This window comes from Staphylococcus nepalensis (genome assembly GCF_002442935.1).
Lineage (GTDB): Bacteria > Bacillota > Bacilli > Staphylococcales > Staphylococcaceae > Staphylococcus > Staphylococcus nepalensis.
In genome coordinates this window covers 2,771,795-2,786,298 of the sequence record NZ_CP017466.1, presented here as the reverse complement: position 1 = coordinate 2,786,298, position 14,504 = coordinate 2,771,795, and the positions used below count along the sequence as shown (strand labels likewise).

The 14,504-nt window shown below is 34.8% G+C and carries 14 protein-coding genes; 2 read left to right on the top strand and 12 right to left on the bottom strand.

Annotated elements, in window-relative coordinates; genetic code table 11:
• Positions 1-24 precede the first annotated feature (24 nt).
• The 9 genes from BJG89_RS13325 to BJG89_RS13290 all read right to left on the bottom strand — a co-directional run bounded on the left by BJG89_RS13325 (position 25) and on the right by BJG89_RS13290 (position 8,897).
• Positions 25-645, bottom strand: a complete 621-nt coding sequence (locus BJG89_RS13325) for an NDxxF motif lipoprotein (protein ID WP_096811047.1) — start codon at positions 643-645, stop codon at positions 25-27.
• Between the two features lie 283 nt (positions 646-928).
• Positions 929-2,452: an alkyl hydroperoxide reductase subunit F gene (gene ahpF / locus BJG89_RS13320; RefSeq protein ID WP_096811046.1), complete on the bottom strand. Its 1,524-nt coding sequence runs from the start codon at positions 2,450-2,452 to the stop codon at positions 929-931.
• A gap of 16 nt (positions 2,453-2,468) precedes the next feature.
• Positions 2,469-3,038, bottom strand: coding sequence for an alkyl hydroperoxide reductase subunit C (gene ahpC, locus BJG89_RS13315; protein WP_096811045.1), 570 nt, complete (start codon positions 3,036-3,038; stop codon positions 2,469-2,471).
• 364 nt (positions 3,039-3,402) lie between these two features.
• The gene (locus BJG89_RS13310; RefSeq protein WP_096811044.1) at positions 3,403-4,113 is read right to left on the bottom strand and encodes an ABC transporter permease; all 711 of its coding nucleotides are present in this window, start codon (positions 4,111-4,113) and stop codon (positions 3,403-3,405) included.
• A gap of 1 nt (position 4,114) precedes the next feature.
• Entirely contained in the window at positions 4,115-4,963 is an 849-nt protein-coding gene (locus BJG89_RS13305; protein ID WP_096811043.1) for an ABC transporter ATP-binding protein, read from the bottom strand.
• Positions 4,964-5,059: 96 nt separating this feature from the next.
• Positions 5,060-5,998, bottom strand: a complete 939-nt coding sequence (locus BJG89_RS13300) for a LytTR family transcriptional regulator DNA-binding domain-containing protein (RefSeq protein WP_096811042.1) — start codon at positions 5,996-5,998, stop codon at positions 5,060-5,062.
• A gap of 252 nt (positions 5,999-6,250) precedes the next feature.
• Positions 6,251-6,454 (bottom strand): hypothetical protein, encoded by a 204-nt coding sequence (locus BJG89_RS14855; protein ID WP_232514186.1) that lies wholly within the window; start codon positions 6,452-6,454, stop codon positions 6,251-6,253.
• A gap of 42 nt (positions 6,455-6,496) precedes the next feature.
• Positions 6,497-6,601, bottom strand: a complete 105-nt coding sequence (locus BJG89_RS14850) for a helix-turn-helix domain-containing protein (protein WP_232514185.1) — start codon at positions 6,599-6,601, stop codon at positions 6,497-6,499.
• Positions 6,602-6,905: 304 nt separating this feature from the next.
• On the bottom strand, positions 6,906-8,897 hold the full coding sequence (locus tag BJG89_RS13290; RefSeq protein ID WP_096811041.1) for a catalase: 1,992 nt from the start codon (positions 8,895-8,897) through the stop codon (positions 6,906-6,908).
• A gap of 336 nt (positions 8,898-9,233) precedes the next feature.
• Here BJG89_RS13290 and nfsA point away from each other — a divergent pair, with 336 nt between their 5' ends.
• Positions 9,234-9,989, top strand: coding sequence for an oxygen-insensitive NADPH nitroreductase (nfsA, locus tag BJG89_RS13285; protein WP_096811040.1), 756 nt, complete (start codon positions 9,234-9,236; stop codon positions 9,987-9,989).
• Between the two features lie 77 nt (positions 9,990-10,066).
• A complete protein-coding gene (locus BJG89_RS13280) occupies positions 10,067-10,636 on the top strand; it encodes a hypothetical protein (RefSeq protein WP_096811246.1) in 570 nt (189 codons plus the stop codon).
• Positions 10,637-10,954: 318 nt separating this feature from the next.
• On the opposite strand, the gene BJG89_RS13275 is transcribed toward BJG89_RS13280, so the two are convergent.
• The 3 genes from BJG89_RS13275 to BJG89_RS13265 form a co-directional block, all read right to left on the bottom strand.
• Positions 10,955-12,337 (bottom strand): L-cystine transporter, encoded by a 1,383-nt coding sequence (locus tag BJG89_RS13275; RefSeq protein WP_096811245.1) that lies wholly within the window; start codon positions 12,335-12,337, stop codon positions 10,955-10,957.
• A gap of 251 nt (positions 12,338-12,588) precedes the next feature.
• Positions 12,589-13,638, bottom strand: coding sequence for a prolipoprotein diacylglyceryl transferase (locus tag BJG89_RS13270; RefSeq protein WP_096811039.1), 1,050 nt, complete (start codon positions 13,636-13,638; stop codon positions 12,589-12,591).
• A 121-nt stretch (positions 13,639-13,759) separates the two neighbouring features.
• Positions 13,760-14,425, bottom strand: a complete 666-nt coding sequence (locus tag BJG89_RS13265; RefSeq protein ID WP_096811038.1) for a hypothetical protein — start codon at positions 14,423-14,425, stop codon at positions 13,760-13,762.
• Positions 14,426-14,504: the final 79 nt, after the last annotated feature.

Genomic DNA, 14,504 nt, shown 5'->3' with positions numbered 1-14,504 from the left:
TTTTCATAAAAATAAATAATGTGGTTATTTATCTACTGCGTCACTTTTTATGCCTTTTTCTTTAAGGAATTTTTTAATTTTTTCTTGTTGTTTACCATTTACATCTCCAGCGTATTCTGTCGATACATCTACAACGTTCAATTTGTTCTGGGGTTGATAATTCACTTCTTCAATTTGTTTATCAGCATCTTTAATTGTGCTATTTAAAGCTGTGAAGTAAGTGATAATACGGTCAACATGGGTTTTATAACCTTTTGGTAAATGATTTTCTTTGACGAATTTCTCGAAGCGTACATCATTTTTGATAGCTTTGTGAGACAAATCTGATAATCTTTTTGCTTGAGCATCTGTAATTTTAGTATCAGTACCCGTTTGTTTATCTAGTTTATACTGTATTAAATATTTGTTGTCTATAATATCTGAGTTAACATCTAAATACTTTTTAATTGCTTTATTCATTTCCTCTTCACTAATGGCTTCATCTGTTTTATTCGAACTAAAAATGTCATTTTCTGTTAATTTTTTGACATCGGTAGGTGCGTGTCTGTCACTGTGTTGTTGGTCATCATTCGAATCTTCGTTAGAACATGCGGCGAGTATAGCAGTTAGCATGAGTACTAACGATAAAAATATACTTTTTTTCATAGAACGTACTACTCCTTTAATCATAGTCCTGTTTATATCATAATCTATTTGCTCTTGAAATTATAACTTAAGGGTATCATCTCAAGCTACTGATTTATATAGACGAATGATACATAAACGCACAATCTTTTGAACGAAATATAAAAGTGCAATCTGACTTAAACGATTTGTTATGGATGTTAAAACATCAAAACGGTACGATTTATTAACTGAAAACATAAAAAAGGAGAACCGATTTGGTCCTCCTAGAAAGTTATCTATTGATTTTAATAGGGCATGTAATTTAGTGACGAATAATATAATCAAATGCATTGAGTGCGGCATTTGCGCCAGCGCCCATTGAAATTATAATTTGTTTGTTACGATCGTCTGTTACGTCACCTGCTGCGAATATGCCAGGAATACTTGTGGCGTTGGTACGATCAATTATAATTTCATTCGCTTGATTTAATTCGACATAATTATCAAGCCATTCTGTATTTGGTAGTAACCCGATTTGAACGAATATACCTTCCAATTCAACAGTATGGTCTTCGCCCGTTTCTTTGTCTTGGTATTTAAGACCAGTAACTGAATTTTCACCAAGCACTTCAGTAGTTTGAGCATTTTTAATAATTGTAACGTTTGGTAAAGCGCTCAAACGTTCTTGTAGTACGTCATCTGCTTTAAGGCTAGCGTTACGTTCAAATAGTGTTACGTGCTCTACAATACCTGCTAAGTCTATTGCAGCTTCAACACCAGAGTTTCCGCCTCCTACGACAGCGACGTTTTTATTTTCGAATAAAGGACCGTCACAGTGCGGACAGAATGCAACGCCTTTATTGATAAGCGCTTCTTCACCAGGTACTTCTAGTTTCCGCCAACGTGCACCTGTAGCAATGATAACAGTTTTACTTTGTAATTTAGCGTCATTATCTAAAGTAACAACTATACCGTTATCTGTTTTTTCAATGTCGCTCGCTCTGACACCTGTCATCATATCAACATTATACTGTTTTACATGATCTTCAAGTGCAGATGAAAACTTAGGTCCGTCTGTTTCTTTAACAGTGACAAAGTTTTCAATTGTTGCAGTATCATTCACTTGCCCGCCGATGCGATCGGCAACAATACCAGTGCGTAATCCTTTACGAGCTGTGTAAATCGCAGCACTCCCACTTGCAGGGCCACCACCAACGATTAACACGTCATAAGGCGCTTTATCATTAAACTCTGATGGGTCTACTTTACTGCCTAATTCAGTTAATATATCTTGAACAGTCATACGGCCATTACCAAATTCTTCACCATTTAAATAGATAGCGGGCACTGCCATGATATCTTCAGATTCATCTCTAAAGATTGCACCATCAACCATAGTGTGAGTGATATTAGGATTTAATAAGCTCATTAAATTTAAAGCCTGAACAACATCAGGGCATTTTTGACATGTTAAACTGATATACGTTTCAAAATTAAGCGGGCGGTCTAAAGCTTTAATTTGATCTATGACAGATTGTTCTTCTTTAGGCGCACGACCACTTACTTGTAATAAAGCTAATACAAGAGAATTAAACTCATGACCCATAGGTAAACCAGCAAATGTTACACCCGTGTCTTCATCAGGTCTATTAACAGTAAAGCTTGGCGTACGTTTTAGGTCTTTTGCTTCAATTGTTATGTTTGAAGACGCTGCAGCTACTTCGTCTAGCAATTCTTTTAATTCTTTAGATTTATCATCTGAACCAAGACTTGCACTTAGTACAACGTCACCTTCCATCAATTGAAGTAATTGTTGCAATTGTGATTTTAGCTGATCATTAAGCATTCAAATCAATGCCTCCTTAGATTTTACCTACTAAGTCAAGACCAGGTTGTAATGTTTCTGAACCTTCTTCCCATTTTGCTGGGCATACTTCACCTGGGTGTTGACGTACATATTGTGCTGCTTTAATTTTGTGTACTAATGTACTTGCATCACGGCCAATGCCGTCTGCATTAATTTCAGCTGCTTGAACAACACCATCAGGGTCTACGATGAATGTACCACGTTGAGCTAAGCCAAGTTCTTCATCTAATACTTCAAAATTACGAGTGATTGTTTGTGAAGGGTCACCAATCATTGTATATTGAATTTTATTAATCGCTTCAGAATGATCGTGCCAAGCTTTGTGTACAAAGTGAGTATCAGTTGATACTGAATATACATTGACACCTAGTTCTTGTAACTTGTCATATTGTCCTTGTAAATCTTCTAATTCAGTCGGGCATACGAATGAGAAGTCTGCTGGGTAGAAGCAAACGACATTCCAAGCACCTTTTAAGTTTTCATCTGAAACTTCGAAAAACTCATCTTTCTTTGGATCATAAGCGTTAGCTGTGAATGGTAAAATTTCTTTGTTGATTAAAGACATGTAAAACATCCTCCTATTTAATAACTTATTGTTAATGTAAAATATTATTGATTAGATTATTATTATTTCTTAATTATAATAATTCTAATCTTTCATTTTCTATTATTGCATGTAGTACGTATTTCGTCAACAATAGAGGGCTTGAATCATAATAGATTTAAAGCGTGCGCGCTATTTGCGTTGACAGACAATTTGAGTCATGCTTACACATACAAAAATGAAAGCATATACATTGTTTATATAGTCTTTCATAAAATATAAATAACCTTTCAATTCTCAACTAAACATATGAAATTGAGAAGAAAGGCTATAGAATATTGATATAATGCGTTTGAAGTAAATTATAACGAATTTGTGAACATTCTTAACGCTTTCGGAACTTGTAATCATAAACGAATGTTAAAGTAATGATACTTACAATTAACCAAATCATTAAATAAATTAAATTTAACGTTGCGTGATTTGTTTCTAACTCTAAAACGAGTCCGAAAGGTAACCAGTTTAATACTTTTTCAAAGAAACCTAAATCTAAGACATCCTTCATCATTTCAAATAAAGGTATCATACCAAATATAAAGAAGGGTAGCATTGTATACGTTGTAGCTGCTCCGGTACTGTTAGATAAAAGGCCTAATGTTAAGCCTAATATAAGATAGAAAAACAACATGATCACAAGCCCGATATAAGTTTGAAAACCAAAATGAATAGAACTACCAAGAATTAGGAGACTTAAGATAGTTGTAATGATAGTAAGTATTGTCATTATAATGGCTTTTGATAATAATATCTCAACTTTTGATGCGGGCGTTTCAATTAATCCTTTTAAAGTGCCTTTTTCATTTTCTTCAGCAAACATCGTAATGATTGTCGCAGTTGCCACCATCACAAACGCCATATTAACCACAATAAACTGCATTAGGATTGTGGCTGAAGTAGCGTTGCCTATTTCAGACATTATAAAACTGTAGAAAAAGCTAACAAACAATATAATGATTGGCATAAATATAATAGATGGGTTACGTATGGCTTCTTTTAGATCTTTTTCTAATAGGGCAGATAAACGTGTGGTATTCATATTAAACGAGCTCCTTTCCTGTGATTTTTAAGAATACATCACCTAATGTAGGTAAATCAGAGGAAATATATTTTAAATCATTAGCTTCTAACATATCTGAAATATATTGGGCTGATTCACTAGTCATGGGTAAAGTCTTGGACCGATTGTTTTTGTGCATCACTTTAATCGTATGGTTTGAATGATTAAATCTAAAGTTATCAGGTGTATCGATTTCTTTTAGTATGCCAGATTCAATAAATGCGACGCGATGGCATAGATCGTTAGCTTCTTGCATATTATGCGTCGTTAAAAATATCGTTGTACCTCGTTCGTTGAGCGCTTTAAGCCCTTTGTGTATGTGTTGAATTGTTAAGGGATCTAATGAAGCAGTAGGTTCATCCAAAAACAGTAATTCTGGTTCGTGTATCAATGCTTTTGCTAATAAAACGCGCTGCTTCATACCGGCTGATAAATGTTTAACCAATGTTTTTTTATCTTGAGTTAAACCAATAAAATTTAAAGTGTCATCTATTTTTTGTAACGGCACATCATTTAATTTCGCAAATAATTTCAAATTATCTGCAATGCTTTGTCTTTCGTAAGCAGTACTGTGGTCAGATAGTATACCTATTTGATCTATAAATCCATTAGAACCAATGTTTTCATTACGATAACCTAACACCGTTAGACTACCCTTAGACTGACAGTAGGAACCAGTTAGCATTTTAATTGTCGTCGTTTTTCCAGAGCCGCTTGGGCCAAGAAAACCGAAAATTTCTCCTTTTTTTACGGTGAAACTCATGTTTTGAACAGCATCTTTATTTTTAAAAGACTTCGTTACATTTTCCATTTCAATTACATTATCCATGAAAAAACCTCCTTTTGAAATCAACAACAGTTTATCGTTTACAGGAGCGCTGTACAGTCAAAAGAAGGTGAATTGTATCTATATCACAGTGAAATGTTACTCATAAATATTGAAAAATTGTTCAATATCCTTAGCTTTCTGTCTTGATAAAGGTATTAATGTATCTTTGGAAGTATTAATTCGAATAGAGTAACTATTTTTAGACCATGAAATAATTTCGGTAATTTTTTGTAAATTAATAATATACGAACGGTGGCATCGATAGAAACCATAAGGAGTGATAAGCGTTTCTATATTTTGTAATGTCGTGTCATGAATATATTGTTCATCGCCCACATGAATGACTACTTTGCCATCTTGGCTTTCTAAATAATCAATATCTATAGGGTCAAGGAACATTGTTTTTTCATTTGTCTTTACTGTTAGTCTTCTGATCGGCTGACGACTTAAGTGTGTTTGATTTTCGGCAATAGATGATGCATACTTTTCAGAATTGTCGTTGGAAAGCGCTATGGGTTTGAATGAATTTTTGTTAAAACGATAGCAATATTCACTAATTAGAAGCGCTTCTTCAGTGTGATTTGTTAATGAAATAATGGTATTAGATGTACTTAACTCATTAAGTAAATTAATAATCGTATATTTTGTTTCAATTGTGACGTTTTGTAGGGGTTCTTTTATAATAAATTTTGATTCTGGCACTATCACAAGCTTAGCGATATGTAATAGCTTAAGTTCAGAATTAGAAAGTTTTTTAATTCGTTTTTGACTAAATATTGCGAGATTGCATTTGTGTATGATGGTTTCGCTAGCGAGACTGGAGCTATACCATTTGCACCAAAATTTAATGATTTCTTTGACTTTCATACGTTCTGGGAGTGGCTCGTCAAGCGTGTAAGTCTTAAAATGCGCGTAATTATGATTTAAGTTGATAATAGAATATTGAAGTTCGTTTTCTGTCACTATCGTAGCTAGGTGATGTTTGAGTTCAACTTCTTTATCAGCATATATAAACAATTTTACGTTATCAACCATAACTGACACCTCATTTAGTATATTTGTAACATAGTATAACAATCTTATACCGCTGTGTGTGTTCATTTCTAAAAGAAAATAAGAGAGAAATAACAAAAATGCGCTTTGTTACTTCTCTCTTATATTGAGGTAGTTTAATCTATAGCGCACGGAGGTGTTTGCTGCATGTATGATTTATAAATCTCCGTTTAACCAAAAGCGCATGATGTTTTATCTCATGTGTTGGAAACGAACTGTATGAGATTAGACAAATTAATGAAATGTTTGTAGCATCCACCAAATTGTAACAACGACAGGAAAGAAGAGCCACCAGTAATTAGACAGAAATTCCCAACCATCCATAGGATGGTGATTTTGGTTTGAAACAGGTTGTTGGTAGGTTTCGATAGTAGTTTCCTTAAAGTTTTTATCACTTTTAATTAGTTCATCTAGAGAAACATCGAATAAATCACTCATTTTAATGAACATATCAATACTAGGGTAGACTTTATTTAACTCTCATTTAAAAATACTTTGATGTGAAATGTTTAGTATTTCAGCTAGTTCGTCTTGCGACCCATTTTTGAGTTCGCGTTGTTCTTTGATGCTTGAACCAATTTCCATATTAACCACGCCTTGTATTCAAAAATAAAGTAATGTGAGTATAAAGTCACGCGCCTAATTATTTTCTACAAGGCAACTTGAGGTTGCGCTATTGCGCCTTTAGGATTTTTGAAACGTATGCGGGTAAAGCATCATCCATCTATGTCGCCGCAAGCTATAATTAATCTAATATCTACTTACACAATATTTTAATGGATAAAAGAAACGGAGGCGAGAAAAAATTAAAAGTAACAATTTAATTTCTTAACTCGCCCCCAGTAGGAAGGTGACTAACCTGTATATAGTTTGCTAGTGATTAAAAAGATTATCTGTCCCAATATCTTTTGCGTTCAAATGCTTGCACAATTGTTTGAGGGTCATCTGAAACAAAGACACCAGGAGCTTCTAAATTTAACTTAGCACCTGCTAAGCCTTGAGAAGCTGCTTGGTTCACCACTAATGGTTTATTGTGCTTATACGTGAGTTCTGCGAATTCTTCAACAGGTGGAAGAATGTCGCTGCCATCTGATAAAACGATTAAACTATCAAATAGTGTTGGATGAGCAGTATCAAATGTTTCCGTGATACCGAATTCTTCTGAAATATCTTTAGGGTGCTGTCCAACGAACGCATAATTCAATTTGTTTTCTGTAAATGTTTTAGCGTAAGATTTCAATGTATCCGCACTGATATCGCCATTTACTGCTACTGCTACAGAGTGACCAGCTAATGGAATATCTAGTGTTTCCATTGATAATTTGCTATCTTTTTCGTCTGAATTTACTTCTTCATTTACTTCAGGTACTTCGACACCTACATTTTTAGCTACACGCTCAGCTAAAGTGCGGTCTACCTTATTTAATTGGTTAACTGCATTTTGCTTAACCATAATAGAATCACACATGCCTATTTCAAATGAGAAACCATCTACAGTATGGTCAAATTCAGGTTGCGTTAAACTATTTAAATAAAGTTTAGCTTGGCTATAATAATCTTTGAAACTTTCGCTACGTTTTTGGATTTTACGGCCTTCGACTTTTTCTTGGTAGTGTTCATAGCCGCCTTCTTCTTTAGGTGTTGTATGAGGATCATTGTTGTTAAGTGCGTTTTTATGGTAAGCTACTTGTCCTTTGTTCACGTTCATTTGATGCATGGCATCTCTTTGGTTATTGTGTACCTCGTTAACAGGACGGTTGATTGGTATTTGGTTGAAGTTTGGACCACCTAATCTAGTGATTTGCGTATCTGTATACGAGAATAAACGTCCCTGTAATAATGGGTCATTAGAGAAATCGATACCTGGCACAATATGACCAGGATGGAAAGCCGCTTGTTCAGTTTCGTCAAAAACGTTAGTAACATTTCGATTTAATGTCATTTTACCAACTCTTTGAACTGGGACCTGATCTTCAGGCCAAATTTTAGTTGGATCTAAAATATCAAAATCAAAATCGAATTCTTGTTCAGGACGTATAATTTGGAGACCTAATTCCCATTCAGGGTAATCGCCTTTTTCAATGGATTCATACAAATCTTTACGATGGAAGTCTACGTCCTTACCATGTAACATTTGAGCTTCGTCCCATACTAAACCTTCTAAACCTTGAAGCGGCTTCCAATGGAATTTAACGAAATACGAATCGCCTTCACTGTTCACTAGACGGAAAGTATGAATACCAAAACCTTCAATCTGTCTGAAGCTCTTAGGTATACCACGATCACTCATTGCCCACACAGTTGTATGTGTTGATTCAGGATTTTGGGCAAAGAAGTCATAAAATGTATCGTGCGCTGTACCACCTTGAGGCATTTCATTGTGTGGTTCTGGCTTAACTGCATGAATTAAATCTGGGAATTTGATTGCGTCTTGGATAAAGAATACTGGGATGTCATTTCCTACTAAATCAAAAATGCCTTCATCTGTGTAGAATTTTGTGGCAAAACCACGTACGTCTCTGACTGTATCTGGAGAACCTTTAGAGCCTTGAACGGTTGAAAATCTAACAAACACTGGCGTTGTTTTTTCGGGGTGTGTTAAAAAGTCTGCAGAAGTGTATTCTGATAAATCTTTATATACTTGGAATTCACCGTGAGCTCCAAAACCGCGTGCATGAACGACGCGTTCTGGGATACGTTCATGGTCGAAATGCATGATTTTTTCTCTGAAATGGAAATCTTCTAATAAGCTGGGGCCACGTTCTCCTACTGTTAAGGTATTTTCATCTTCGCTTATTTTGACACCATTATTCGCCGTCATTGCTTTTTCGTCATTGTCTTTTTCTACATTTTTTAATTGATCTTGTTTTTTGTTACTCAAAATAATTCCCCCCTTACATTATGAGTTCCACGTTAATGGGTTTAGAAAACATTTTAGTTGTAAATGATTGATTATATAATGAAGTTTTCATCAATATGATTTGAACATGTATAAAAAGCATTGTCACGCAAAGGAAAGCAGGTCGAAATTAATTTTTAACTATTATGTCATGCGTTTCAAAAATTCATTTACAAATATAGCACTAATTTAATTTATATCAGTATTCAATTATTTTGAAATAATAAAAAATGGGTAAACAGATAATGAGCAATTAAATACAAGCTTTGTTATCATTTAAATACTATAAACATTTACATAAAGAGGAGCGGATATGACATGTCTGATTATGTATACAACTTATTGAAAAAACATCATTCGGTTAGAAGTTTCAAGAAAGATCCTGTCTCAGAAGAGAGCGTTAAACAATTAATTGAAGCAGGGCAAAGTGCTTCGACATCCAGTTATTTACAAGCGTATTCAATTATCGGTATTGATGACCCTGAGGTTAAAGAAGATTTGAAAGAAGTCTCTGGTCAACCCTATGTAGTTGAAAATGGCTATTTGCTCGTCTTTGTAATGGATTATTATAGACATGCAATTGTGAATGAAAATTCTAAAAATGATATGTCGACGTCTTTTGAATCAGCAGAAGGACTATTAGTAGGTACAATTGATGCGGCATTAGTTGCTCAAAATATTGCTACTACGGCTGAGGATATGGGCTACGGCATGGTCTATTTAGGATCGCTTAGAAACGATGTTGAACGTGTACGTGAAATTTTAGAATTGCCAGAGCATACTTTCCCGTTGTTTGGAATGGCATTGGGTATACCAGCAGATAACGAAAATGGTAGCCCTAAACCACGTTTACCAATCGAGCATGTTTTCCATCAAAACAAGTATAACAGCGATAAAGAAGTGCAACGGAGAGCATTAAGTGCTTATGATCAAACAGTTAGTAAGTATTATGCATCTCGCACAAATGGAGAACGTAGTGAAACATGGTCAGAACAAATCTCTAATTTTATGAGTGCTAAACAGAGATTAGATATGTTAGAGCAATTGAATAAATCAGGTTTTATTCAAAAATAGTAAACTGACAACTTCTGTTGAACACCATTTAGGATGGGAAAAGTTCATCTCTTAGAAAGGGGTTGGTTATGTTGAGCATGTTTGACAAGTTATTTGGAAAGAAGACGCATGGAGATTCCAATGCAAATAAAAACTATATTTACTCTTCTAGCAGTAAACTAACCCCTCAAGAAGCTCAAGCCTATTGGGTAAAGATGGCTCAAAAACTAATCGTCGGAGCGATAAATTCAGTTGATCATACAGCAGAGCGCGTATTTATCCTTGTTTCGTTCAATGAGAATGACTCCACGATAGATATATTCTTTCAAATGGACGGCCAGTTAAGAATGTGGAATGATTTAGATAACCAAACGCATAAAAACATTATATCTAATAGCCTAATTTCACAAGCACCTAATCTCGTTAAGCATGTGAACTGCCTGTATGACAGTGTTGATATCACACGGCTTGCCTATTCACAAATTCAATATGAGTTCGAGAGTAAGGCTTGGTATTTACATGATATTAGTGAAGATAGTGCAGAAGCCTATTTAGATAAAAACCCAGCTTTTTTAAAGTGGTTTGATGATGTATCTAACACAATAGATTCAATTCCATTAGATGGTAAACAGAAAATTACTTGGGGTCCATTTAAACCTGAATATTAATGACTAAAAGCACGTTTCTTGGATATGACTAAGACATATCCAAGAAACGTGCTTTTTTGATTGTTAAAATAATATATAGTTTATATATTTAAGAAAGCATTATGAACATCTAAGAGCTAAAAAATAACAACTTATTCAATTGTTTATTAAAAACGTCTGCTTACATAAATGAATTGAAATCACCCTAGATAAAATTGATTTTAGACATAAAAATAACTCCTTCTAAAAAGTTTTCACTGTTAAGTGTCTACTTTAGAAGGAGCATCGTAATGGATGTCTTAGTTCTAATCTATATTCGGGGTAAAAGGTAATGATAGATTAGGAACTTGTAATTTCACCATAATCTTTGGAATGATAAGTGTCAGAATCTAAGTTGTTTGTTAGTTTAGCAGTGCCAGCACCTGCAAGCATAGAGTCGTTAACATTTAATGCGGTACGACCCATGTCAATCAATGGTTCTACAGAGATTAACACCCCTGCTAATGCAACTGGTAAGTTTAATGTAGACAACACAATGATAGAAGCAAATGTTGCTCCGCCTCCGACACCAGCTACACCGAATGAACTGATAATAACAATGCCAATTACAGATAAAATAAATTGCAAGTTAACTTCGACGCCAGCTGCTGGGGCTACCATGACAGCAAGCATCGCTGGATAGATACCAGCACAGCCATTTTGACCAATTGAAAGACCGAATGAAGCTGAGAAGTTAGCAATACCATCTGGTACACCTAAACGGTTTTTTTGTGTTTGAACGTTTAGAGGTAACGCCCCTGCACTTGAGCGAGATGTAAACGCAAATAAGAGTACTTCAGATGTTTTCTTAACAAATGTAACGGGGTTCAAGCCGATACCTGTCACGATAATCAAATGAATGATATACATGACAATCAATGCTGCATAAGATGCAATCACAAATTTACCTAATGTCCATATTGCGCCAAAATCACTTGTTGCGATGGTATTCGCCATGATAGCTAAAATACCATAAGGTGTTAAGCGTAATACAAAAGTTACGATAGACATAACAATACTATAAATAGCATCGATACCGCGTTTAAGTAAATGTCCGCTTTCAGGTTGTTTACGCATAACGCGTAAAAATGCAAAGCCGACAAACGCAGCAAAGATAACTACAGCAATTGTAGAAGTCGTACGTTGGCCAGTGAAATCTAAGAATGGGTTAGTTGGTAATAACTCTAAAATTTGTTGAGGTAACGTACTCGCTGTCATATCTTTAGCTTGGCTTGCAAGTTCACTACCTCTTGAACTTTCAGCGCTACCTAAATCGATTGTTGAAGCGTCTAAACCAAATACTAAGGCTGAAATAATACCAATGACTGCTGCAATTGCAACAGTACCGATTAAGAAAATGAAGATGTAAATGCCGATTTTAGCAAATTTTTCTCCAATTTGGATTTTTGTAAAAGCTGAAACGATTGAAATGAAAATTAAAGGTATAACAATCATTTGTAAGAATGAGATGTAGCCATCTCCAACGATACTAAACCAATCTGTTGTTTGTTTAGTAACCTTTGAATCCACACCGTAAATTAAATGGATAGCGATCCCAAAGACAATCCCAATGCCTAACGCTGTGAAGACACGTTTAGGAAATGAAACGTGTCTTCTTGCCATTACATATAAACCGATGAGGAAGGCCACAAAAATAACGATATTAAGAATTGTTAATAACATAAAAACAGGACCTACACTTTCTAAATTTAAATTAATTTTTTGAAATCCGATACGCATACTAAGGATAGTAGCAAAACAAATAATATTCAAGTCAATTACTCAAAAAATTTTAAGAAATTTATATAACACCCAATTTGTGGTAGTTGTATATAGGATATACATGCGGTTGGAACAAGGCATAAAGGGATTGGAGTAGGGGGGTAAACATAAAAAAGCCATCCTAATTTTAGGATGGCGTGCTATTTTCACTATTATAAATTGAATAAACGTGCAAAAAATCCTTTGCGTTCTTCTTTAGGTTCTTCTTTAGCTATTGGTGAAGAATAAGAAGGTGTCTCTTGAGATGCATCTGTTTCTTGTCCTGGCGTATTTGATTCGTTAGTAGTTGATACGGTTTCTTCTTTATTATCGATGTCTGTAGGTTGTACACTTGCATCGTTTTCTTTATTAGACTCCGCATCGGCGCTTTGCTCTGATTCATCAGTGGAGGCTTCACGCTTAGTTGCACCACTTTCAGGTGTTGCTTGGTCATTTTCTGAATTTGTTGATTGTTCAGAAGGTTGTTCGCTAATTTGAGTGATTTCTTCGCTTTCAGTTTGGATTGACGCATTTTTGGCACTATCGTTTGCAGCGTCATCAACGGACTTATCCGTTTCTTTATCGTCTGATTTTGCTGATACTTGCTCAGTTGTATTTTCTGTGAACGAAGTTGTTTGATCATCCGAAGTTGTTTGGTTAGTGTGTACTTGTTCTGTTTCAACATTGGATTTCACAAGTTCAGTTTGCTCTTTTTGTGAATCTTGGATAACACTCTGAGTAGATTTAATCTCATCTGTTGATGATTGAATCGCTTTTAGAGATTCTGTATTCTCTTCTAATTGAGATGTAATTTGGTTTTGCATTTTGTGCAATTCTTGTTGTTGATGATGAACTTGGTTAATCATTTGACCAAGCATTTGACGCTCGTCACGCATTTTTTGGATTTCACTGCGTAAGTCTTCAATGAGTAAAGAAACATTTTGGTCAGAAGGAAGATTGTTATCATCATCCTTGACTAATACTTGTAAGAAGTCTTTTTCTTTTTCAAGTTCTTCGAAAGCCAAGTCATAACTATTCGTTTGTTTGACTTTTTCAGCGATATCTTGGAATAATTCGATATCTTCCTCTTGGAAATCTGTGGCTTCACGACCACGGTATTCAGTCTTGCTAAGTTGGTAACCGCGTTCTTCTAAATGCTGAACGATTTTACGGACTTGTTTTTCGCTTAGCTCAACGCGTTGTGCAAATTCTTTAGTTAACATAGAAATAAGTCCTTTCATCATAATTTTTATGTATACCGACGTTTGTCTTCGGTTAGTGAAACGTCAGCCTTACCTCTATGCTAGTCTAAACTGTTTTTATAGTGATTTCAAGTGGTGTCTTCTATGATTTACGTAAGTCCATCTCTTCTAATAACGGATAAATAATACTTCTAGAAATTCTATTAGCAAAGACATATTTTAAGATATAGTTAGATTTGATGCTTGGTCCGTAAATATCTTTAGTGAGCTCGATATTTGATTTGATATATAAATCTTTAGGTGACCCTTCCGAGAAACCGTCTGAATTGGGCGCTAAATAGTCAAGGTCATACTGTTTTTCGAAACCATGATTAAATAAGAAATCACGTCTATGGTTCAAAATTGCTTTTTCTTCTTCTGAAACTTGGTCAGGTTCTTTAGGCACTTCTAGCATAATAAAATTGACATCATGCGCATGTAATTGATTCGATAAATAACTAATTTCCTTTTCTATACGCCCTAAAGTTTTGGTGATTATTTCATCATGGTCTGGTTGATCGTTTGCGACGAGATAAATTAAAAAAGAAGAATTTGTAGTAGCTTCATAATGTGCTGTAGCCAAGCTGACAACTCCATCTGATTGTATCCCAACTAAAAAGATGTAATCATCTTTGGTATGTTCATTTTTTAAAGATTGCTTAAATATTTGTTCATCTTCAGATAAATCAATGCCGAATTGTTTATCATATAACGCCAATGCGGCTTTGAATAACGGATCATCGATTGATTGAATCGTTTTAAATTCCATAGAAAGACGCCCCCCCAATAATAATGCGTTCATTATAACATAGTAAAACAGTGGACATAAGTTGCTTAAAGATTTTAAA